Annotated in this window: 14 protein-coding genes and 2 pseudogenes; 10 read left to right on the top strand and 6 right to left on the bottom strand. The window is 66.6% G+C overall.

All coding sequences use genetic code 11. From position 1 onward, the window contains the following. The first annotated feature begins 14 nt into the window (after positions 1-14). The 3 genes from IPK20_09020 to IPK20_09030 all read left to right on the top strand — a co-directional run bounded on the left by IPK20_09020 (position 15) and on the right by IPK20_09030 (position 4,028). Positions 15-455 carry a hypothetical protein gene (locus IPK20_09020; GenBank protein ID MBK8016841.1) on the top strand — a complete coding sequence of 147 codons (441 nt, stop codon included), beginning with the start codon at positions 15-17 and terminating at the stop codon, positions 453-455. A 1,111-nt stretch (positions 456-1,566) separates the two neighbouring features. Further along, on the top strand, positions 1,567-2,652 hold the full coding sequence (locus tag IPK20_09025) for an SMP-30/gluconolactonase/LRE family protein (GenBank protein MBK8016842.1): 1,086 nt from the start codon (positions 1,567-1,569) through the stop codon (positions 2,650-2,652). Between the two features lie 743 nt (positions 2,653-3,395). Then, on the top strand, positions 3,396-4,028 hold the full coding sequence (locus IPK20_09030; GenBank protein MBK8016843.1) for a glutathione S-transferase family protein: 633 nt from the start codon (positions 3,396-3,398) through the stop codon (positions 4,026-4,028). 253 nt (positions 4,029-4,281) lie between these two features. On the opposite strand, the gene IPK20_09035 is transcribed toward IPK20_09030, so the two are convergent. After that, complete coding sequence (locus tag IPK20_09035; GenBank protein ID MBK8016844.1) at positions 4,282-5,181, bottom strand: 3-methyl-2-oxobutanoate hydroxymethyltransferase; 900 nt, start codon at positions 5,179-5,181, stop codon at positions 4,282-4,284. A gap of 864 nt (positions 5,182-6,045) precedes the next feature. Here IPK20_09035 and IPK20_09040 point away from each other — a divergent pair. Continuing rightward, positions 6,046-6,318: a PEP-CTERM sorting domain-containing protein gene (locus IPK20_09040; protein ID MBK8016845.1), complete on the top strand. Its 273-nt coding sequence runs from the start codon at positions 6,046-6,048 to the stop codon at positions 6,316-6,318. Positions 6,319-6,370: 52 nt separating this feature from the next. Here IPK20_09040 and lysS read toward each other — a convergent pair whose 3' ends face one another. The 4 genes and pseudogenes from lysS to recJ all read right to left on the bottom strand — a co-directional run bounded on the left by lysS (position 6,371) and on the right by recJ (position 12,206). Beyond that, complete coding sequence (lysS, locus tag IPK20_09045) at positions 6,371-7,876, bottom strand: lysine--tRNA ligase (GenBank protein ID MBK8016846.1); 1,506 nt, start codon at positions 7,874-7,876, stop codon at positions 6,371-6,373. A 55-nt stretch (positions 7,877-7,931) separates the two neighbouring features. Continuing rightward, positions 7,932-9,036 (bottom strand): peptide chain release factor 2 gene (prfB, locus tag IPK20_09050; GenBank protein ID MBK8016847.1). Its coding sequence is split into 2 segments (ribosomal slippage): positions 7,932-8,954 and positions 8,956-9,036, totalling 1,104 coding nucleotides; the frame shifts between segments, so codons are not numbered across the junction. A 143-nt stretch (positions 9,037-9,179) separates the two neighbouring features. Next, positions 9,180-10,448 (bottom strand): annotated as a pseudogene (locus IPK20_09055) (MgtC/SapB family protein). Between the two features lie 49 nt (positions 10,449-10,497). Continuing rightward, positions 10,498-12,206: pseudogene (gene recJ, locus IPK20_09060) on the bottom strand (single-stranded-DNA-specific exonuclease RecJ). A 136-nt stretch (positions 12,207-12,342) separates the two neighbouring features. Here recJ and IPK20_09065 point away from each other — a divergent pair. Beyond that, complete coding sequence (locus IPK20_09065; GenBank protein MBK8016848.1) at positions 12,343-14,340, top strand: methyl-accepting chemotaxis protein; 1,998 nt, start codon at positions 12,343-12,345, stop codon at positions 14,338-14,340. A gap of 118 nt (positions 14,341-14,458) precedes the next feature. Here IPK20_09065 and IPK20_09070 read toward each other — a convergent pair whose 3' ends face one another. Then, a complete protein-coding gene (locus IPK20_09070; protein ID MBK8016849.1) occupies positions 14,459-15,481 on the bottom strand; it encodes a hypothetical protein in 1,023 nt (340 codons plus the stop codon). 100 nt (positions 15,482-15,581) lie between these two features. Between IPK20_09070 and IPK20_09075 the strand changes: the two genes are divergently transcribed. The 5 genes from IPK20_09075 to IPK20_09095 all read left to right on the top strand — a co-directional run bounded on the left by IPK20_09075 (position 15,582) and on the right by IPK20_09095 (position 22,239). Then, the gene (locus IPK20_09075; GenBank protein ID MBK8016850.1) at positions 15,582-16,895 is read left to right on the top strand and encodes a lipoprotein-releasing ABC transporter permease subunit; all 1,314 of its coding nucleotides are present in this window, start codon (positions 15,582-15,584) and stop codon (positions 16,893-16,895) included. Continuing rightward, positions 16,888-17,583 carry a lipoprotein-releasing ABC transporter ATP-binding protein LolD gene (lolD, locus tag IPK20_09080; protein MBK8016851.1) on the top strand — a complete coding sequence of 232 codons (696 nt, stop codon included), beginning with the start codon at positions 16,888-16,890 and terminating at the stop codon, positions 17,581-17,583. The genes IPK20_09075 and lolD overlap by 8 nt, the downstream gene beginning before the upstream one ends. 110 nt (positions 17,584-17,693) lie before the next feature. Next, positions 17,694-18,674, top strand: coding sequence for a ComEC/Rec2 family competence protein (locus tag IPK20_09085; protein MBK8016852.1), 981 nt, complete (start codon positions 17,694-17,696; stop codon positions 18,672-18,674). Then, positions 18,614-20,050, top strand: a complete 1,437-nt coding sequence (locus IPK20_09090) for a DNA internalization-related competence protein ComEC/Rec2 (GenBank protein ID MBK8016853.1) — start codon at positions 18,614-18,616, stop codon at positions 20,048-20,050. The genes IPK20_09085 and IPK20_09090 overlap by 61 nt, the downstream gene beginning before the upstream one ends. 14 nt (positions 20,051-20,064) lie before the next feature. Then, on the top strand, positions 20,065-22,239 hold the full coding sequence (locus tag IPK20_09095; GenBank protein ID MBK8016854.1) for a bifunctional (p)ppGpp synthetase/guanosine-3',5'-bis(diphosphate) 3'-pyrophosphohydrolase: 2,175 nt from the start codon (positions 20,065-20,067) through the stop codon (positions 22,237-22,239). Positions 22,240-22,851: the final 612 nt, after the last annotated feature.

The following is a 22,851-nucleotide window of genomic DNA, read 5'->3' on the forward strand; positions in this document are numbered from 1 at the left end:
TATGGAGATGAAGGATGGCGTCGCCGATCGGAACCCTTGTTTTGCACTTGTACTCGGCGATCCAGCTTGTTTCCGGCTACGGGCCGGCGCCCACGTTTCCTGCCGTTGAGTCGATCCCGCGCGCCGTCCTCGCGGCGCGCTTCTGCACGGAGCCGCGCGATTGCCGGGTGCGGGCCGTGTACCTGCCGGGCGAGGGCGTCTACATCGACGATACGCTGGATGTCGCCCACGATGTCTTCGACCGTTCGGTGTTGTTGCACGAACTCGTTCACCACCTGCAGGCGACGGTGGGTCGCTTCCAGGGCGGTCCGGAAAGCTGCGACCGTGCCACGCGCGAAGAGCGCGAGGCCTACATCATCCAGAACCGCTATCTGGCGATGATGGACGACCCGCGGCGCGTCACGGTGCCACAGGTGGCGAGCGGGTGCGCGGTCCGGGTGGCGGAGAGACGCTGAATCTCCCTTGCAAGGCGGCGCCATAGCTGTTCTGCAAGGTGCATCTCAAGCTGACCGGCCCGGGGATTCCTTCTTGTTTCCCAACCCGGCATCCGGGGCCGCTTCGTTCGCCGCGTCTCTCGATCCTCTTCCCTGCGTCGATCCCTCGTTCGCGAATTCCCTCGACGTCTCCCTCTGCTTCAGCGAGAACGTGTTCGCGACAGCGGTTCCGGAGCCGGGCGTTGGCGCATTGCTCGGTGCCGAATGGGCGCTCTGGGAGGGGCGGCGCGGGGGGGCGGCCCCGTCCCCACGGCGGGTCCTTTGCCTGTCTTGGTCGGTCGGCCGCCGTGGGGCGGATACGGCAGGAGGCCTGCGTTTCGCGGGCGCGGGCCGGCAACGGCCGTTGCTGTGCTCGGCCGGTGACCGGTTGCCGCGGGCGCGTGGCGCAGCATGGCTGAAACGAAGAAGGGGGCGTGAAGGTCTTGTGGTGCGGCCCGACGATGTGCGGACCGATGCGCCCTTGCGCGCAAGACGCGCCGTTCTCCGAATCGTGGCCGATCTCCTGCCGCACGAATCGAGGTCATGAGCGCCGTTTTCCCCCAGCAACAGATGTCGGATATGACAACGTGACAGGGCATGGCGCCGCCAGCTAGATTAGTGGAGGCGAGGGACCCGTCAGGAAGGGAATGCGTGAAGCGCGCTTGCCATGGCAGGTGCAGGCGCACTTCCGCTGACGAAGGCGCGTCCGTCGAGCCGGATCAAGCGATCTCTTGAATCGCGACCGGCAGCACGGTCGTTGTTCCGGTCGTCGGCCGCGTCTGGACTCGGGTGCGCCGAGGCTGGTCCTTTCCGCTATTCACAGGCGCTCGCTTGACGGTCCGGAAGGTACTCGCCGAGCCCCATGGTGCGGGCGTCATCTTGAAGTCGCAGCCAATTCAAGACCCTCGTTCGGGAGGGCGAGAGGAAGACTGCTCTGATTCTCCCCCGGCGCGTGTGCATCCATGCGCACGGCGCGACACAGCCGCACGGATTCGGGCCACGGCCGGCTTTTCCTGGCCGTTGCCCAAACAGCTCCGGCACAGAGATTCGTGCCGGCGGCTTTCAATCAACCGACGACGTGGAGAAGAATCACATGAAAAGCATTCGAAACTGCCTGTTGACCGTTGCGCTGGCATGCGTCCTGGCCCCTGTCTCGCACGAGATCGCCGCACAGACGGATGCCGGCTTCCCGCCACCGTCGGGCGACCACAGCCTCGTCCCGGCCGGGGCGCGGCTGGAACGCCTGTTCGATGGCGGCTGCATGCTGACGGAAGGGGTCGCCGCAGGTCACGACGGCATGATGTACTTCAGCGACATCACGTTCACGGCCTTCTGCAAGGATCCTTCCGGCAAGTACTCGCAGGCGGGCAACATCTGGAAGTTCGATCCCAAGAGCGGCCAGACGTCGATCTTCCGGAGCCCGTCCGGCATGTCCAACGGGATCAAGTTCGACCGCGAGGGGAACATGCTCGCCGCACTGGGCGCCGATTTTGGCGGCCGCATGCTGATCAGGACCGACATGAAGACCGGCAAGAGCTATGTGCTCACCGGGCTCTTCGAAGGCAAGCCGTACAACGCGTTGAACGACATCACCATCGACGAGAAGGGGCGCATCTACTTCACCGATCCGCGCTACCTCGGGCACGAACCGGTGATGGCGGATGGCTTCGCGGCATACCGGCTGGATCCCGACGGCAAGGTGACCCGCGTGGCCACCAACTGCGGCAAGTGCAACGGCATCCTGATATCTCCCGACCAGAAGACCATGTACATCGTGAGCAACGACAACGGCTGGCTGGAGTTCCAGAATCTCAAGAAGGGTGAGACCACCCTGCAGGGTCCCCATCTTCTGCAGGCGTACGACGTCGCGGACGATGGCAGCCTGAGCAACCGCCGCGTGCTGATCGACTACGGCAAGCTGGAAAAGCCGTGCAGCGGGCCCGACGGCATGATTGCCGACGAGAGAGGCAATATCTGGCTGGCGTCGCGGTGCGAGTACCGTCCCGGCATCCAGGCGATCGACAGGAACGGAAAGGAATTGGCCTACATCTCCACCGGCAACGAACTGCCTACCAACGTAGCGTTCGGCCGCGGTGCGGACGCAAATCTCCTGTACCTCACTTCCGGCAAGAGCCTGTATCGGATTCGTGTGGGCGTGAAGGGCTACCAGCTGCCCTGATCTTCTCCGGCGCGGGCGGGAAGCCGCACCGCTGGCCGCGTGTGCCGGTACACGTACCGCTTCGGCATGCAGACCGAGTCTGCCGATGCGGTGCGTGGCCGCCGCAATTGGACGAGTTGCGAGTTCCTTGCGCGCGGTACTTCAGGTCCTTGCAGCGCTCGCGGGCCAGCTCGATGCTCGGTTCGCCGTGAGCGAGCATTTGCGCGCAGCGGTGGGATGCCGCTCGCAGCGGGGTAGACTTCGGAGAGTACCTTCGATCGTCCCGAAGTGTCCGTCAAGCCTCGGAATCAGGAGATCTGCCTGATCGGCCGATGGGCGGTCCGGGTGGGACGGCCGTTGCGGGGTCTTGCGTGCACGGCCGGTCCATTGAATGCTTCGTGGCGACCCGATGCCTCTCACGCACACTCGTCTGGCGGTCGACCGGAGCAGTTCAGCCGGAGTGCCATCGCATGGATGACTGATGCAAGTCTTCGAGAACAGCCGGACTGCCAATGTGGTCCGGCACGTTGTCGAGCCTGCCAATAGCAGGGTCTCGACAGGCTTGGCCGCTGCTTGAAGGCTGCTCGTGAACAGACGTGACAAAATCTTCGAACGGGGCATGTGTCGCGGTCCACTGCGATGTGGCCCGCTGGTCGTCCAACAAGAGATGGGCGCACACCTTCGGAATTGACTTCCGCAGTCGAGGCAAAAGGCAAGACCTGACCCCGACGATTTTGGAGTTCCACAGGGAGAGCGACTGAATCATGAAACTGTACGAATTCACGCTTGCGCCGAATCCACGGCGTGTGCGGATGTTTCTGGCCGAGAAGGGCGTCAGTATTCCCACCGTCCAGGTGAACGTGAGGGAACGTCAGCAGTTCACCGACGAGTTCGCGAAGATCAATCCGTTCGCCGTGGTGCCGGTGCTGGAACTGGACGACGGCACCTGCATCGGCGAGTCGGTCGCCATCTGCCGCTATATCGAGGCGTTGTATCCGGAGCCACCGCTTTTCGGCACGGGCGCCAAGGACCAGGCCATCGTCGAGATGTGGAACCGGCGGGCGGAGCTCGAAGGATTCATGGCAGCCGGCGAAGCGGCGCGGAATGCGCTGCCGCTGTTCACGGACCGGCGGGTGGCTGGCGTGCCCGGCGGCTATCCGCAGGTTCCGGAACTGATCGATCAAGGCAAGAGACGGATGGAGCGCTTCTTCGAACTGTGCGACCGGCATCTCGCAGACAACGCCTTTCTTGCGGGGCCTGCCTTCACCATTGCCGACATCACGGCGTTCTTGGCGGTGGAGTTCGGCAAGCGGATCGACATCGCCATTCCGGCACGCTGCGCGAACGTCGTCAGGTGGCACGAGGCGGTATCCGCTCGCCCGAGCGCAGGGGCTTAGGCGGCCTGAGGATCCGCATTGCCGAACAGGCGTGCGTGGATCGTCCCCGCCGAGTCCGGGGAGGTCGGGCGGGACCGCGGGTTCCGGGCGCGGCGAACTTCGATGGAAGTGGCGTCGACGGCCATTTCGAAGCCACATGGCCGATGGCGACAGGCGATTTCGCGCTGTTCTCCATGCGCCGGTTGCCCTGCGGGCGGATCGCCCCTCGCGTCGCGGGAGCGTCCGGCCGGAGCTCTCGCGACGCGGCGCCGCGTCAGCGCTTCTCGACCTGCTTCAGGAACGCATCCATCAAGCCTTCGGGCGCCTCGATGACGTGCTGCGGGGCCGGGAAGCCGCCGGAGCGGACGTCGGCAATGAAATCCTTGAACCCGCCGACCCTCTCCGCCTGCATCGCCTGCTTCATCGCGTGCAGATCGCGGTACTGCTTGGAGTGACGGGGGTAGGGCGGAGGATTGCTTCCCAGGATGTCCTCGGCGAACAGGAACTGGATGTCGCCCCCGCTGCCGGCGCCGATGGAGGAAGTGAGAAGCGTCGTGCGCTTGGTGATCTCGGCCAGGAGCGGTCCGGGAATGACCTCCACCTCGACGGCCCAGGCTCCAGCGTCCTCGATGCGCTTCACTTCCTGGTAGACCCACAGGGCTTCTTCCACGGTCTTGCCCACCGCGCGCAGTCCCCCGGTCCACGTGCTCTTGCGCGGGACCAGCCCCGCGTGGCCCTGTACCGGTACGCCCGCCTCTGCAGCCGCGGCGATGAAGCGTGGCGACCACTGGCACATGATGGCGTCGGCACCCAGTTCCATGGCCGTGTAGGCGAGCCGCACGGCCTCGTCCACGCTGGCAGCCGCCACCAAAGGCACGGAAAACGACATGAACGTGTTGGGCGCCGCCTTGCGGATGGCCGCGGCGAGTTCCGGCCGCTTGGGATCGAAGCGAACCTTCATCGTGTCGATGCCGGCTTCCTCGGCCGCCGCCGCTTCCTCCGGGGAGAAGGGAAGGGTCTCGCACAGCACCCGCTTGCCCTTGGCGTCGCGCAGGTCCTTGACCGTGTAGTTGCGCGTGCCGTAGGCGCCACCCAGCGTCATGATGCGCTTCAGACCGCGTTTTCCTGCGTCGCGCGGCGGAATGCCGCCGTCTCCTGTGGCGTGACTTGCCATGGTGATCTTCTCCTCCTTGAGTGGTGCCCGTCGGGCTCGGGCGAGTGTACCGCCTGGACAGCGAAGGGGCATCGCCGTCGTTGGCAGGGTTCGTCGAGTTCTGGGGCGAGTCGTCCCTCGGCCGACGAACCGGCCGTCGTGTCGAGGATGCTTACAGGTTCCTTCGCGCCGTCCGGTCCGGCTCGAACGCCGGCCCTGTTTCTCGGGGCAGCGGCGCGGCTCCATCGTGGAAGGTTCGAACCTTGCTGCATGCCCAGGCCGATCCGGAGGCGGGTCGGTCGGTCACCGGTTTTCAGCCGCCCTCGAGGCAGCGGCAGATCATGGATCGCAGGACATCGCCGCAGTCACTCATGCGGCGCCGAGGAAAGAACAATGAACAAGGGGAATCCCATGAGATCTTCAATGCTCCGTCGAATGACCGGTATGGCTGCGCTGGCAGGAGCGGCGCTCCTTTCCACCCATTCCGGGGCGTGGGCCGCCGGAGTGCTCGACCAGGAGAACGGCTTCACGACAGATCCGGGTCTGGCACCCTTCGCCAGCAAGTTCGCGAGCGATTCGGGCGGATTCAGGCGGGTCCAGACAGTGACGGTCGGGCTGAGCGGATTGCTGACCCGCATCGAAATCGGTCTGGGACGCAACATCGGCTTCGCGGGCGATCCCAGCGACGAGCAGTTCCTCGAAGCGGTCTCCGATCTGGACGTGAGCACGTGGACCGGGCCGGATGCCAACACCGCGGGCGCCCCGGGGTCAGTGCTGATCGACAACGCGAAGGGCGTCGATTTCCAGAGAGTGGCCTCCCTGGATGCCGGATTCACGTTTCTGGTGACCGGTTGGGTCGGCTACGACGTGAGCGGTGCCGGCATCATGGTGTCAGCCGGCGACGTGATCACGCTCGAGCTCGTGCCCAATGAAGGCAACCGGAACTCCGCGTACGCGTATTCCCAGACCGATGATTACGCGGGCGGCAGCGGCTATTACCAATCGGCTGCGGGGTCGGCGTTCAACTCGGAATCCGACCATGTCTTCCGGACCTATGTGACCCAGCCCGTTCCCGAGCCGGAATCGTGGGCCCTCATGGGCGTGGGGCTGGGTGTCCTGAGCTGGGCGGGCCGCAGGTTGCGCAAGGCGTCTGTCTGAGACGTCTTCCCGGAGACTGGCCCTGGGGAGGAGAACCGATCCTCCCTGAGGGTCAGTCCTCGGGCCGCATGTGCGGGAAGAGGATCACGTCGCGGATGCTGGGGCTGTCAGTGAGCAGCATCACGAGACGGTCGATGCCGATGCCTTCGCCCGCCGTCGGCGGCAGGCCGTGCTCCAGTGCCCGGATGTAGTCGGCGTCGAAGTGCATGGCTTCGTGGTCGCCGGCATCCTTCTGCCGCACCTGTTCCATGAAGCGCTCGGCCTGGTCCTCGGGATCGTTCAACTCGGAGAAGCCGTTGGCGATCTCGCGGCCCGTGATGAACAGTTCGAAGCGGTCCGTGATCTCCGGGTTGTGGTCGTTGCGTCTGGCGAGCGGTGACACTTCGGCCGGGTAGTCGACGATGAACGTCGGCTGGACGAGCTTCGGCTCGGTCGTTTCCTCAAAGTAGGTGAGTTGCAGTCCGCCGAGGCCATCGCTCTTCTTGTAGTCCACGCCCATGCGTTCGAACTGCTGCACGAGCCAGCCCCGATCCGCCATCTGCTCTTCGGTGATGTGCGGGTGATATTGGCGAACCGCCTGCGATACGGTGAGCCGCGCGAAGGGCGCACCCAGATCGATGATCTGTCCCTGATAGGGCACCTTGACCGTGCCGAGGACCTTCTGCGCGACCTCCCGGAACATCGCCTCGGTGAGGTCCATCAGGTAACGGTAGTCCTGATAGGCCTCGTAGAACTCGAGCATCGTGAATTCGGGGTTGTGCCGGGTCGAGATGCCCTCGTTGCGGAAGTTGCGGTTGATCTCGAACACCTTCTCGAATCCGCCCACGACCAGGCGCTTCAGATACAGCTCCGGCGCGATGCGCAGGTACAGCTGCATGTCCAGCGCGTTGTGGTGAGTGACGAAGGGCCGGGCGGAAGCGCCGCCCGGAATGGGGTGCATCATCGGCGTCTCGACTTCCAGGTATCCACGCTGGACTAGGAATTCGCGGATGGCCTGGATGATCCTCGAGCGCGCCATGAAGGTGCGGCGGGCGTCTTCCGTGACGATGAGGTCCACGTACCGCTGGCGGTACTTCTGTTCCTGGTCCGTGAGACCGTGGAATTTCTCCGGCAGCGGCCGCAGCGCCTTGGCCAGCAGCCGGATGCCCGTGACTTTCACGGTGAGCTCGCCGGTGCGCGTGCGGAAGAGGGAACCTTCCGCGCCAAGGATGTCGCCGAGGTCCCAATGCTTGAAGGCATCGTGCACTTCGGCGCCGGCACCGTCGTTGGTCACGTAGAGCTGGATGCGACCCGACATGTCCTGCAGCGTCGCGAAACTCGCCTTGCCCATTACGCGCTTCAGCATCATGCGGCCCGCGACACAGACCTTCACGCCCGCCGGCTCGAGTTCCTCGTTGGTCCTGCCGTCGTGCGTCCGGTGGAGATCCGCCGCGAGATCCGCGCGCCGGAAGTCGTTGGGGAACGCGTTGCCTTTGCCGCGCTGCTCGGCGAGCTTGGCCCGGCGCTCGGCGATGATCTGATTGTCGTCCCGGGGAATCTGCTGTTGTTCGTCGGTCATGATGGGCAACGGAGCCGTGTGCGGTGGGCGAAAGGGGTGTTCGGGCGAGCGGACGTCACACGCCCATCTTGAGACTTGCGGTGATGAAGTCGTCCAGGTCGCCGTCCAGCACGGCCTGGGTGTTGCCGATCTCCACGTTGGTGCGCAGGTCCTTGATGCGGGACTGGTCCAGCACGTAGGAGCGGATCTGGTGCCCCCAGCCGATGTCGGTCTTGGAGTCCTCCAGCGCCTGCTTCTCCTCTTCGCGCTTGCGCAGTTCCAGCTCGTACAGACGTGCCTTCAGCATGGCCATGGCCTCCGCGCGGTTGCGGTGCTGCGACCGGTCGTTCTGGCACTGGACGACGATGTTCGTGGGCAGGTGCGTGATGCGGATGGCGGAGTCGGTCTTGTTGATGTGCTGGCCGCCGGCGCCGCTTGCGCGGAAGGTATCGATGCGAAGGTCGGCAGGATTGATCTCCACCTCGATGGAGTCGTCGACTTCCGGGTAGACGAACACGCTGGCGAAGGACGTGTGGCGCCGCGCGTTCGAATCGAAGGGCGACTTGCGGACCAGCCGGTGCACGCCGGTCTCGGTGCGCAGGGTGCCGTAGGCGTAGTCGCCGGTCAGCTTGATGGTCGCGCTCTTGATGCCGGCCACGTCGCCGGGAGACTCCTCCAGCAGCTCCACGCCGAAACCACGCCGCTCGCCGAACTTGAGATACATGCGTTCGAGCATGGACGCCCAGTCCTGGGCCTCGGTGCCGCCCGCGCCGGTCTGGATGTCGATGAAGCAGTTGTTGGGGTCCATCGGATTCGAGAACATGCGGCGGAATTCGAGATCCGCCACCATCTTCTCGATGCCGTCGACGTCCCCCTCGATCGCCACCAGCGTCTCGTCGTCGCCTTCGTCCTTGGCGAGATCGAAGAGTTCCTGGTTGTCGGACAGGCCGGAGCCGATGTTCTCCAGCGACAGCACGATGGCCTCGAGCGGCTTGCGCTCCTGGCCCAGATCCTGCGCCCGCTTCTGGTCGTCCCAGATCTTCGGGTCTTCGGTGAGACGGACGACTTCGCTCAGGCGCGACTTCTTGGTATCGAAGTCAAAGATACCTCCGCAGTTCCTGGGCGCGCGCGCCCAGGTCCTGGATGTGCTGCGAGATGGCGTTGATGCGTTCCGGTTCCATGATGTGAGGGTGCCGCAGGCAGTTCGGGGAAACGCCGATTTTAGCCTGCGGCGCGCGATTCACCTAGGGAAGCCGTGAGTCATGCGCATGCCGCGACTCAGGCACTGCGGGTGGAAGATGCGAAGTTCCGTGCCGCCGGGTTCTCAGACGAACCGCGGCAGGAAGAGCCCCAGCACCAGTCCCGCCATCGCGGCCCCCATGGGCCCGGCACACCGCAGTGCCAGCGCCCTGCCGCCTGACAGTGCGGCCATCCCCAGCTTGAAGGCGTTGTTGGACAGGACCGCGATCGCCACGGTGATGGCCACCATCCCGGCTGTGACCTGCCCCAGGTCGTGGAGACGAAGCGACGAGAGGGTGATGGCGTCCACGTCCGTGAGGCCGAGACGAGTGCGACCGCATAAAGACCGGAAGGGCCGGCAAGATCGCGCAGCCACGCGGCCGCGAGAAGCACCCCTCCGTAGAGCAGCCCGAACACGATGGACACCTTCATGGCGGCAGGATTGCGCACCGCTGGCATGGGCGCGGCGTCCGACGTGTCGTAGCGGCGCCACAGAAGCGCGACCCCGATGCCGCCGAGAACGAAGCCTGCGGCCAGACCCGGCACGACGTCGATCCAGATCTCCGGCGCCACGACGGCGATGACCAGCGCCAGGCGGGCCAGCACCACGATGTTCGCGATGGCGATGACCGGCGCCGAGATGCGCACGGCTTCATCGGAGTCGCGCGCATGCCGGGCGTACGCCAGCGTCGTGGCGGTGCTGGACACGAGGCCGCCGAACAAGCCCAAAAGCCACGTGCCGTGGCGCTGCCCGACGAATCTCAGGGCCAGATAACCGGCCAGGCTCACGCCGGAGATGAGCACCACCATGAGCCAGATCTGCCGCGGATTGATGGCGTCGTAGGGCCCCATGTTCCGGTCGGGCAGGAGCGGAAGGATCACGAACGACAGCACCGCGAACTGGAGGATGGAGATGAGCTCCGTCCGGTCGAGCTGCAGGGTGAGTCCGCGCAGCTCCGACTTGAAGTACATGAGCACGGTGGCGCCGATCGCCGTCATCAGGGCGAGCTGCGGGTCGCCCGCCACGGTCATCACGGACAGCGAGAAGCACAGGAGCGCCGCGACGATGGTCGTGGTACCCGGGTCGTCCGGGATGGGTGCCGCCAGATACACGGCGATCATCATGGCGCCGGTCATGAGGAGGCCGACTGCCGGCAGCCAGGGCACCCCCGGTGCGCTGTGCGACGAGCGCGAGGCTCGCACCCAGGAGCGCGATGAGCGTGAACGTGCGCAGACCCGCCTTCGCAGCTTGCCGGCGTTCCCGTTCGCCCCCCATCAGCAGGCCGATGGCGGCGCTGGTCAGGAATGAATCGAGCTGTTCGAATCCCTCGGCGTTCAGCCATTCCTGCAGCATCGGGCACCTCCTTGCGGGAAACGGCAGTCCGGTCGACCACGGGCAGGCGTCATTCCGCGGCGTGCCAGTGATCCACCAGGAGCTGCACCGTGCGATTGCCATTCCATTCGTTCACGTCCAGCCGGTAGGCGGCGTGGATCCTTGGCGGGACCGGCTGATCGTGCCGGAACAGCATCGCGCACATGGACGGCCCGGCACGCAGCCCGTCGTCGGGCACCACCTCCAGCCGCATGTGTGCCCCGCCTACCAGACGCTGCGACACCACCCGGAATCCATCCGCAAAGGAGGGGGGCGCGAATCCCTGTCCCCACACTTCGTTCTGCAGTGCTTCGGCCAGCGGCAGCGTGCGCAGCACCGGGTCCAGAGAACCGTCCGTCTCGATGACTCGCTGCAGATCCGCCGGCGACAGCAGCTCGGCGGTCACGCGCTCGAATGCGCTGCGAAACGCCGGCAACTGGTGTTCCAGAATGGACAGACCCGCTGCCGCCGCGTGGCCGCCGAAACGGAGCACGAGTCCGGGATGCCGGCGGTCGACAAGGTCCAGCGCGTCGCGCAAGTGCAGCGCCGGGATGGACCGGCCCGATCCTTTCAGTTCACCGTCCGGTCCGGAGGCAAAGCACAGGACCGGACGGTGGAAACGCTCGCGCAGGCGCGAGGCGAGAAGACCGACGACCCCGGCGTGCCAGCCCGCGTCGTGCAGCACCAGGCTCACTCCATCGGTGACGCCCACCGAGTCGAGGGAGGCGAGCGCGGCCGTCTGCATCTCGGATTCGATGCCGCGGCGCTCGCGGTTGAGTGCGTCGAGGCGGCCGGCCAGCGTCTGTGCGCGTGATTCGTCGACGGTGATCAGGCACTCGATGCCTTCCGACATGTCTTCCAGGCGGCCGGCTGCATTGATGCGCGGGCCCAGCACGAAGCCAGTTCGTAGCAGGTGGCCCGGGACAGGCTTCGGCCCGCCGCCCGCGCCAGCGCCGAGATTCCGGGACGGGTCTTGCCGGCCCGAATCCGCTTCAGTCCGTGCGCCACGAGGATCCTGTTGTTGCCGTCCAGCCGCACCACGTCCGCCACGGTGCCCAGTGCCACAAGGTCCAGCAGGTCTCCGAGGTTCGGTTCCGGCTGATGCGCGAAGGCGCCGCGCTGCCGCAACTGCGCGCGCGTGGCCATGGCCACGTAGAACATTACCCCGACACCCGCCAGGCTCTTGCTTGGAAACGCGCATCCGGCCTGATTGGGATTGACGATGAGTTCCGCCCGCGGCAATTCCGCGCCCGGAAGATGGTGATCGGTCACCAGTACGGGAATGCCGAGACGGCGCGCCTCGTCGATGCCTTCGAGGCTGGCGATGCCGTTGTCCACGGTGATGATGAGATCGGGCCCGCGCTGCGCCGCGATGCGGACGATCTCGGGGGTGAGCCCGTAGCCGAATTCGAACCGGTTCGGGACCAGCGAGTCGATCTTCGCACCCAACCGGCGCAGTGCAAGGCACCCCACGGCCGAGGCCGTCGCGCCATCCGCGTCGTAGTCTCCGACGATCAGCAGGCGCTTGCCGGCCTGGATGGCATCGGCCAGGACGGCGCCCATGTCTTCGGCATTTGCCAGGGCGGAATACGACGCCAGACGGTCCAGACCCAGTTCAAGTTCGTCCGGGCCGCGAATGCCGCGCGAGGCGAAAACCCTGGCAAGGACGGGGTCCACGCCGTGGTGCATCAAACGCGCCATGGCGTCCTGCGGAACGGTCCGCTCGATGATTGTTTGCATGAATTTGGTAATCGAACCGCTCAAGGGCCCCCCCGACGGCTTCGATATTAGCTTGCCCTGTCCGCAACGCGAGCTGTCGTGCGAGAACGGGCGCGGCCGACTTCATCCCATGGTCAAACCTGGGGAGTCCCACTTCATGACCCCGAACAAGAAAACGCGCATCTCCACGCAGGTGAGCCTGCTGGCCTGCGGCATCTTCATCGCAGCCATCGTCGGCATCTCCCTGCTCGCGTATCTGCGCGCGTCCAGCATCTTCGACAGCCGGGGCGCCACGGAACTGGGGGCGAGGCTCAAGCTGATCGAAAGCCAGTTCGAGACCTTCGACGCCACGGCCAAATCCAACGCGGACCGCCTGAGCCACGTCTTCGAGTCCATGCTGGGCGGGAACGTCAGGGTCGACCCGGGCCGCACCATCCAGGTGGGCGAGCACGCATCGCCCGCAGTGACGGCCAATTCGGGCACGCTCAATCTGGATTTCTCCCAGGTGGACGGGTTCAGCCGCATGACCGGGGGCACGGCGACGGTGTTCGTGCGCATGGGCGACAACTTCCTGCGCGTGACGACGTCGGTCAAGAAGCAGGACGGCAGCCGCGCCCTGGGCACCTTGCTGGATACCAAGCATCCTGCCTTTCCGCGCATGCTGGAAGGCACGCCCTATCTGGGCAAGGCGAGCCTGTTCGGGCGCGACTACATGACCAAGTACAGCCCCGTGAAGGATGCCGGCGGCCGCACGGTCGCCATCCTGTTCGTGGGTTTCGACATCACGGAAGGCCTCGCCAAGCTGCATTCGGAGATCGGTGCGGCGCGGATCGGCGAGAAAGGGCACTACTTCGTCATCGATGCGTCCCAGCAGGCCTCCCGCGGCGAACTGGTGGTTCATCCGGAGGCGAAGGGAAAGAACGTGAGCGGAGGCGGCCTCGAGGCCTACGCGGACATCCTGCAGCAAGGGCAAGGAGCCCTGGAAAAGGATGGGCGTCTCTACGTGTTCACGAAGCTCGATTCCTGGCAGCGCATCTTCGGGGCATCGGTCGATCTGGGCGAACTGCACTCCGACGCCGTCGTCCTGGGCAACCTTCTGGGCGGCCTGGGCCTGGCGGTCATTCTCGCCGGCTGTGCCGCCATCTACTTTTCGCTGCACAGGAAACTCCGGCCGCTCGAATTGCTGGCGCGCGATGCGGAGCGGTTCGGCTCGGGCGATCTCACGGTGCGCTCGCAAGTCAGCAGCGCGGACGAGGCGGGTGAACTGGCCCGGGCCTTCAACGGCATGGCCGACCAGGTCCGCGACCTCGTCGTCCGTGTGAAGCGTGCGTCCGACAGCGTGCGCGAGGCGGTCGTCCTGGTCCGCAACGAGTCGCGGCACGTGCTGGACGGTTCGCGCACCCAGAGCGAGTCGGCCTCCCGCGTCGCGGCGGCGCTCGAGGAAGTCAATGCCAGTCTCACCGGTGTGACGGACAACGCGCAGGACTCGCGCGAGCTTTCGCAGAAGACGAACCAGCTGTCGGTGCAGGGCGAAGCCGTCGCACTGAAAGCGGCCGACGAGACGGCCGCCATCGCGACATCCGTACGCGCGTCAGCGCAGGCGATCGCATCGCTCAACATGCGCTCGGAACAGATCAGCGACGTGGTCAAGGTGATCAAGGACATCGCAGATCAGACCAATCTGCTCGCGCTCAACGCGGCCATCGAGGCGGCGCGAGCCGGGGAGCAGGGCCGCGGGTTCGCGGTGGTGGCCGACGAAGTGCGCAAGCTGGCCGAACGCACGAGCCACGCGACCATCGAGATCGGCACCATGATCTCGGCCATCCAGAAGGAGACATCGGATGCCGTCACAGGCATGCGCGGGGGATCGGAACGCGTCGAGGAGGGCGTGCGCCTGGTGAAGGAGGCCGTCGATGCGCTGACCGAGATCCGCACCGCAGCCGAGATGGCCGTGGCCAAGTCGGCGGAGATCTCGCTGGCGATGAACGAGCAGAGCGTGGCCGGCACAGAGATCGCCACCAACGTGGAGCGCATCGCCCGCATGGCGGACGAGAACAGCGCCGCCGCAGCGCGGAGTCAGGAATCCGTGAGCCGCCTCGAAGCGCTCGCCAGCGATCTCACCGCCCTCACTGCGGGTCTCAAGGTGGGAACGTAATTCCTGTCAGGGTGCGCCTCGGCGGATCCTGCACAGACCGGCGTCTGCCAAGTACGCTTTCCGGGAGAAGGAAGCCGGCTCCGGACACGTTGCAGGCCGGCGCGGCCCGCTGGCATCCCTAGGCGGGCACGCCCAGTTTGGCCCCACGCCGCCAGAACCGCAGAAGATCGAGCCGGCCCAGATGGAGGTGCATGCTCCGCTGGCCGGAGATGCCCGTCAGCCTCAGCCTGTCCAGCATGCCGGTGCCAAGCGCGGTGAGCGCTGGTTCGAGGAACTGCTCGTCGAACGCCTGAAGCGCGCACTGCCAAGCCGAAACATCCGCCGAATCGGCCGCCCGGCGGCATCTCGAATACTCGAAGAGCACACTTTCACGGGTCGCCGCGGCGAGTACCGGTTGCGCATCGTCCGGAGCCGGAAGGGCTTCGGTCTCGCTGGCGCGTCCGAGTGCGGTTGTCAGCGGATCGTCCGAGAAGAGGCGATCGACCGGCCGCCTGGATGGAGCCACGTACCGTCCGGGGCCCCAGAACCAAAGGCTCTTGACCAGCGGATGCCCGGCGTCTTCCCGTGCCGTGTTGACCGGATGGCCGTGCAGGAGCATCTGCGCTTCGTTCAACCGCTTGATCCACGGAAGCGCGCCGTCGCCTTGCGGCAACAACCGGTCGATGGGCCGTCCATGCGCGGCCGACAGCGCCGTCGTCTGCATGTCCGGCTGCGATGGAAGGCGGGCCACCCACCGGTCCGGAGCGATGGCCAGGAACGAGATGCCGTCGGCAGCGAAGAAGGCGTTCAATGCCTCGATCAACGCCGCGGCCTCGGTCTCGAGGATCTCCAGCGACTCGGCGGCCGTGAGGAAGATCTCGGCGCCCCGGGCTTGCATGTTGACCGGATCGGCGCACATCCAGACCGCTTCACCCGCCTGCCGCTCGCCTCGCTGGACGAGCAGGGCCGCGAAGGGCGCGGGCGAGGAGGCGAACCCCCATTGCTGGCCGAGCCAGTCCTCCACGCCGGCGACGGGATGGGCATGGCGCCGGCCTTTGGCCAGCATCCGTTCCAGCGCCGGCAGTTCGAGACCGGTATAGGGCCGCGGGTCGGTCATGTCGGGCCAGAACAGGCCGGGCACGAGAAAGTGAAGGCTGCGCATGGGAAGCGGTCTCGAAAGTGCGTGAAACTCGAAAGGGGCGGGTACTGGAACGGCCGGCGCGCTGCTCTGCAGAGTCTCGTATTGCCCCGGACCAAGCGAAATGGATTCCAGCCCGGGAATTGCGGGCCGCTCTGGCACAATCCGGCTGTCCACCGTCCCCCGGTCCTCCGTGCTTCCGTTCGAATACTTCGTGGGCCTGCGCTACACGCGGGCCAAGCGCCGCAATCACTTCATCTCCTTCATTTCCATGACGTCGATGGGAGGCATCGCGCTCGGCGTGGCTGCGCTGATCGTCGTGCTGTCGGTGATGAACGGCTTCCAGAAGGAGTTGCGGACACGGATCCTCGGGGTGGCGGCGCACGTGCAGCTCACGGGCGCCGGCGACGGATTATCCGGATGGCAGACGGTGGCGCAACGCGCCCGGCAGCATCCCGGCGTGACCGCGGCGGCGCCCTACGTGAACGCGCAAGGCCTGTTGTCCTATGATCAGACGGTGCAAGGCTCCGTCATTCGCGGCGTGCTGCCCGAACTGGAGGATTCCGTCGCCGACATCGGCCGCCACATGAAGGGCGGATTGTTCTCGGCTCTCCGCCCGGGCGAATTCGGCATCGTCCTGGGACTCGAACTCGCGCGCAATCTCGGCGTGCGGCTGAACGAAAAGGTGACCGTCATCGCCCCGCAGGGGCAGGTGACGGCGGCGGGTGTGCTGCCGCGGATCAAGCAATTCCGCGTGGTGGGCTTCTTCGAGGTCGGCATGTACGAGTACGACTCGGGCCTCGCCCTCATGCATCTCGCCGACGCGCAGAAGCTCTATCGCATGAACGACGACGTGTCCGGTGTGCGGCTGAAACTGACGGATCTGTTCGATGCGCCGGAGATCAGTCGCGAATTGGCGACATCCCTCGGAAGCAGCGTCACGGTCAGCGACTGGACCCGCAGCCATGGGAATTTCTTCCGCGCCGTGCAGATCGAGAAGCGGGTCATGTTCATCATCCTGACACTCATCGTGGCGGTGGCCGCCTTCAACATCGTGTCCACGCTGGTCATGGCGGTCACGGACAAGCGGGCCGACATCGCGATCTTGCGGACCCTGGGCGCATCGCCTGCCGCGATCTTGCGGATCTTCGTGGTGCAGGGTTCGCTCATCGGCCTTGCCGGCACCGTCATCGGCGTCGTCGCCGGCATCCTGCTGGCCATGAACGTGGACGTCGTCGTCCCCCTCATCGAGCGCACGTTCGGTGTCCAGTTCCTCGACAAGGACGTGTACTACATCAGCGAACTGCCCTCGGACCTGCACCAGGCCGACGTCGTGGTGATCGCGGTGGTCTCCTTCTTCCTGACTCTTCTGGCCACCCTGTATCCGAGCTATCGAGCGGCCCGGATCAATCCGGCAGCCGCCTTGCGCTATGAGTGAAACCGGTCAAGCAGCTCCCGTCATCCGTTGCCGCGGACTGGCCAAGACCTACGCGGAGGGCGTGGCGCCCGTGGACGTGCTCCGCTGTGTCGCTCTCGACGTGCGGCGCGGCGAGACGATCGCCATCGTGGGGGCCTCGGGATCGGGCAAGAGCACGCTCCTGCATCTTCTGGGCGGCCTGGATGCGCCGAGCGGCGGCGAGGTTGCGCTGATGGGTCAACCGGTGCAGGGGCTGTCGCCGCGGTCGCTGGGCGAACTGCGCAACCGCGCATTGGGCTTCGTCTATCAGTTCCACCACCTGCTGCCGGAGTTCAGCGCGCTCGAGAACGTCGCGATGCCGCTGTACATCCGCCGCACGGCGGAGAAGGAGGCTCACGAGGCCGCGCGCGCCATGCTCGAACGCGTGGGTCTCGCCAGCCGGCTGCAGCACGTTCCCGGCGAGATGTCGGGCGGTGAACGGCAACGGGCCGCGCTCGCCAGGGCGCTCGTCACACAGCCGGCGGCACTGCTCGCCGACGAGCCGACCGGCAATCTGGATCGGCGCAATGCCGAGGCAGTGCTCGATCTCATGCTGGAGCTCAATCGCGGTCTGGGCACGAGCCTCGTGATCGTCACGCACGACATGGGCATCGCGGGACGGATGGACCGCGTGCTCAGGCTCGAAGACGGCCGGCTCCAAGCGGCCTGACGGCTGCAAGCCCGGAGCCGGCACGATGAGGAATCCGCAAGGTCGCGCCGCGCAGCGTCGAAGCGCGAATCCGGCTGCGGCCTTCCCGAGACACTGACGGCATTGCTCCCGTGGGTCCGGCCGCCTTCTTCGCCGCAGGTGCCTGGCTGCTGCAGCAGCAACCCCGGCTTCCCTCTCTGGCGGCGGCGTCCATTCTGGTTCCGCTGCTGCTTTGTGCGCGGTACTGGTGGAACGCATCGCCGGCGGCGCTTCGCATCGCGAGCCGTCTGGCCCTGGGCCTCGCGTGCTTCGCTGCGGGCTTCTACTGGGCGGCCGCCTACGGCGGTTGGCGGCTCGCGGACGAGCTCCCCGCACGGTGGGAGGGACGCGACGTGCGGCTGCGCGGCACGGTGACCGGTCTTCCGGAGCGGACCGCGAGCGGATGGCGATTCGGTGTCGAGACGGAGCGGGTCATCACGCCCGATGCGGAGGTTCCACATCGGCTGCTGATCACGTTGATGGATGATCCCGCCGAACCGGCCGTGACGACGGAACCGCCCGTGGAGGCGGGCGAGCACCTCGTGTTCACGGCTCGGCTGCGCCGGCCTCACGGAACCTACAACCCGCACGGATTCGATTTCGAAGGCTGGCTGCTGGAGCGCGGCTTTCGCGCCACCGGTTACGTCCGCACCGGCGAGCCGTTCAGCCGGGAACGCCCGGTGCCCTGGCAGTTCTCCGGCGGCATCGACCGATGGCGGGCATCGCTGCGCAGCCATCTGCTCGCGGCGGTGCCGGAGTCCGCCTTCGCCGGCGTGCTCGTCGCGCTGGCCATCGGCGACCAGCAGGCGATCACCGCCGAGCAGTGGCAGGTCTACACCCGCACCGGCGTCAACCACCTCATGAGCATCTCGGGCCTGCACATCACCATGCTCGGTGCGGTCGCCGGATTCGCCGTGTCGAGACTGTGGCGCCGTTCCTCGCGCCTGGTTCGAGCCCTGCCTGCCGTCGATGCCGGCGCCTGGGCGGACTGGCCACCGCCTTCGGTTACGCGATGCTTTCCGGATTCGCCGTGCCGGCACAGCGCACGTTGTGGATGCTGGCCACGGCCGTGATTGCGGGCCGCCTGCGCATGCGGGTGACGCCCTGGGACACGCTGGGGTTGGCCCTGGCGGTGGTCGTTGCCGCGGATCCCATGGCCGTCATCTCGCCGGGATTCTGGCTTTCGTTCGGTGCCGTGGCCTGGCTCATGTTCGCCGGCGGGAGGGAAGAGAGGTCCACGCCAGCCGCGCACCGCTGGTCACGCGCCCAATGGGCACTGTTCCTGGGGCTCACGCCGCTGCTCGTGGCGATGTTCCAGCAGGTGTCGATCGTCGGGCCGCTGGCCAACGCGTTCGCGATTCCCCTGGTGAGTCTGGCTGTCGTCCCGCTGACGCTGGCCGCGACCGTCCTGCCCTGGAGCGGTCCGGCGCAGCTGGCGGCATGGCTGCTGGACTGGCTGCACACCGCTCTTTCGACCATCGCCGCATGGTCCTGGGCCCAGTACGTCCAGCCCGCACCGCCCGCCTGGACCGTGCCGTTGGCTTGTGCAGGAGCGCTGTGGCTCCTGCTTCCGCGGGGTTTCCCTTCCCGGTGGGTGGGGGTCTTGGCGTTTCTTCCGCTCGTGGCATTCCGGCCGGATCCGCTGCCGGAGGAGGAAGCGCTCGTCACGATGCTGGACGTGGGCCAGGGCCTCGCGGTGCTGGTGCGCACGCGGGACCAGGCGCTGCTCTTCGACACCGGCCCCGGATGGTCGGCGGAAGCCGACAGCGCGAGCCGGGTGATCCTGCCGTATCTGCGAGGGGAGGGAATCGACCGGCTCGGCGCACTCGTGGTGAGCCACGACGATCGCGATCACACCGGTGGCGCCAGGTCACTGGTCAGGGGAATGGCCATCGATTCGGTGCTCACATCGCTTCCCGCGTCCAGCCCAGCCCTGGGCAGCCATCCGCGTGTGCTGAAGTGCGTGGCGGGCCAGTCGTGGACGTGGAGCGGCGTGAACTTCGCCATGCTGTATCCGTCGAATCCATCCCCCGCAGCCACGGTGCGGGACAATGCGCGCAGTTGCGTGCTGCGGGTCGAGGCGGGAGGCAGGAGCGTGCTCGTCGCCGCCGACATCGAGCGCGATGCGGAAACGGAGATTCTGCGCAGCGGCGCCGCATTGGAATCGACCGTGCTGGTGGTTCCCCACCATGGCAGCGCGACGTCGTCGACGCCGGCGTTCGTTGCCGCCGTGCATCCACAGTCCGCCTGGTTCGCCGTCGGGTACCGCAACCGTTTCGGGCATCCTCACCCCGATGTGATTTCGCGCTATCGTGAGTTGGGGGTGACGATGGCGCGCTCCGACGTTTCGGGCGCCGTCACCGCGCGGCTGTCGCGGGCCGGACTCGAGATGCAGGCGTGGCGCCGTGTGGCCCGGCGCTATTGGCACACCCCCATCGATTCGATCTGAGGAATTCCCGCCCCGTGTTCAAGTCGGTTCCACAGGAAGTCACCCAGCCGTCGGCTCTCGTCGCGCAATGGCGCGCCGATGGCGCCCGCCTTCAGCCTGGAGACGAGGGCGTGCTCACCGATGTCATCGATGCGGTGGGGCAGAGCGACGGTGACCCCTGGCACATGGCACTGGAGGCGGCGGATGTCCTGGCCTACCTCAAGCTCGATGCGGACTCGCTGCTGGCAGCGCTGTTCCTGGGGGTCGGGTCGGATGCGCAGACGGTCGAACGCCTGATCGACGGCCGCAAGAACGACGTGTGGAGTCTGGTCGAGGGCGCGCGGCGCATGCGCGATCTGCACGCTCTGCTGCCGGAGGAAAGCGCCAAGCGGCGGTCGCCGGACCAGGCCGCGCAGGTGGAGCGGCTGCGCAAGATGGTGCTGGCCATGGCGCAGGACGGACGCGTGGTCGTGCTCCATCTGGCGTTCCACCTCGTGAACCTGCGCCGCCTCGTGCGCGACGGCGATGCGAAGCAGCGGGCGGACGCCGCCCACGAGACCTTCGAACTCCTGGCGCCGCTCGCCAACCGGCTTGGCATCTGGCAGGTGAAGTGGGAGATGGAGGATCTCGCGTTTCGCGCACGGGATCCCGACGGCTACAAGAAGATCGCATCGCAGCTGGACGAGAAGCGCGCCGACCGCGAGCGCTTCATCGCGGACGTGACGGCGCTGCTCAGACGCGAACTGGCAGGCGCCGGCCTGCGTGCGGACGTGAGCGGACGTCCCAAGCACATCTACAGCATCTGGAAGAAGATGCAGCGCAAGGATCTGGGCTTCCAGGACCTCTTCGACGTGCGTGGCGTGCGCATCCTGGTGGACGACGTGAAGGACTGCTACGCGGCGCTGGGCCTGGTCCATCACCTCTGGGCGCCCATTCCGCGGGAGTTCGACGATTACATCGCGCGCCCCAAGGCCAACAACTACCGCTCGCTGCACACGGCCGTGATCGGGCCGGAAGAGAAGGTGCTGGAAGTGCAGATCCGTACGCACGAGATGCATCAGGCGAACGAACTGGGCGTCGCCGCACACTGGCGCTACAAGGAAGGCGGCCATCGTGCCGACTCCGGTTACGGCCGCCATATCGCGTGGCTGCGGCAGGTCCTCGACTGGCGTCTGGGCAGCGCGGACAGCGAGGAGCTGGCCCAGGAGTTCCGTGCCGAACTGCTGCAGGACAGCGTCTACGTGATCACGCCGCAGGGGCAGGTGATCGCCCTGCCGTCGGGCTCGACTCCGGTGGATTTCGCGTACTACGTCCATTCGGGTCTCGGGCATCGATGCCGGGGCGCGAAGGTGAATGGCCAGATCGTGCCGCTCACGCATCGCCTCGCGAACGGCGACCGGGTGGAGATCATCGCCACGGCCGAGGGGGGGCCCAGCATGGACTGGCTCAACCCGGCACGGGGGTTCCTCGCGAGCGGACGCGCACGCGCCAAGGTGCGCCAGTGGTTCAACAACCAGAACCTCGAGCAGTCCATCGCGCAGGGCCGGCAGATGCTGGAGCGCGAGGCCCACCGCGTCGGTGTGGCCATGCCGCCGCTGGACAGTCTTGCCACGGCCCTGGGCCATGCCAAGCCGGACGATCTGCTCGCAGCGCTGGGCCGAGGGGAGATCGGTCAGCGGACCTTGCAGACCGCGCTGCGCGGCCGGTCCGCCGAACCGCCGGCCGAGCCGGCCGCGCTTCCTCCCTCGTTCGTGGGGGAGAACGCGAATGCGGCACGTCCCGGCGGAATTCTCGTGGTGGGCATCGACCGTCTCCTCACCCAGCTCGCACGCTGCTGCCGTCCGCTTCCCCCGGATGCCATCGTGGGTTTCGTCACCAAGGGCAAGGGCGTGTCCATCCACCGCCAGGATTGCCCCAACGTGAAGCAACTCCCGGCCGAACGGCGGCTCGAGGCGCAATGGGGCGCAACGCCCCGCGATGCCAGGTTCCAGACCGATGTGGAGGTGACCGGATCGGCCGAGGGACTGCTGCGTACGGTGGTCGACGTGCTCGGAAAGGAGAGGGTCACGGTGCGCGCTGCCCGGACGTCGGGCCGGGGTGCGAGCGAACGGGTCCGCCTGACGGTGGAAGTCTCCGACGAACTTCAGCTGCAGCGGGTCGTCTCGCTCCTGCGCGAGGTGCCGGGCGTCACGGCCGTCAGGCGCTGCTGAACCGGGCCGCGCCCACGGGGCGCGGGTCCGGGCCTCGTCGGTCGTTCCGTTCCCGATTGTCCCCCGGCAGAAATGCCGAGGGTTTCGCTGCGTGCCGAGATGGTGCGTCCGCGAGCCTTCCTCTGCGGGCCGCCGGTCGTCCCCTCAAGCAACGCGGCGGCCGACCGGAGTTCATGGACGCGTTTCGGGCCTGACCTTCTCATTGCTTTCGCCATGGATTTCCGGCCGGAATGTGAGGAGTCCGCCGTTCTGCGCCGTCTCAAGTTCATTTCCCTGTTTCCGTTAAGAGACTCGCACGACCGCGAGAACACCCCCGGATGCGCCGGGGCGGTTCGTCGTGCGAACGCCACAGAACAAACTGGATACATGAACTCGACGAACCATTCGGTACCGCGGAGGCCTCGGCCGATACTCGTAGGGACGGCGTGCGTGGGGGCGGCCCTCACGGCAGCGTGGTTTCTGCTCAATTTCAGTCCCTTCGCGGCGGTGATCGTCGCGGCGGCCGGCACTGCCGCACCCTGGGTGTGGCACGCGTTCCGAACGCCGTTGGATGCCCATTCGTCGCGTTCCGAGGAGCATCGGGACTCCGGCAACGTCCCGCTCGGCGATGCG

The organism is Betaproteobacteria bacterium (assembly GCA_016713305.1).
Classification (GTDB): Bacteria; Pseudomonadota; Gammaproteobacteria; order Burkholderiales.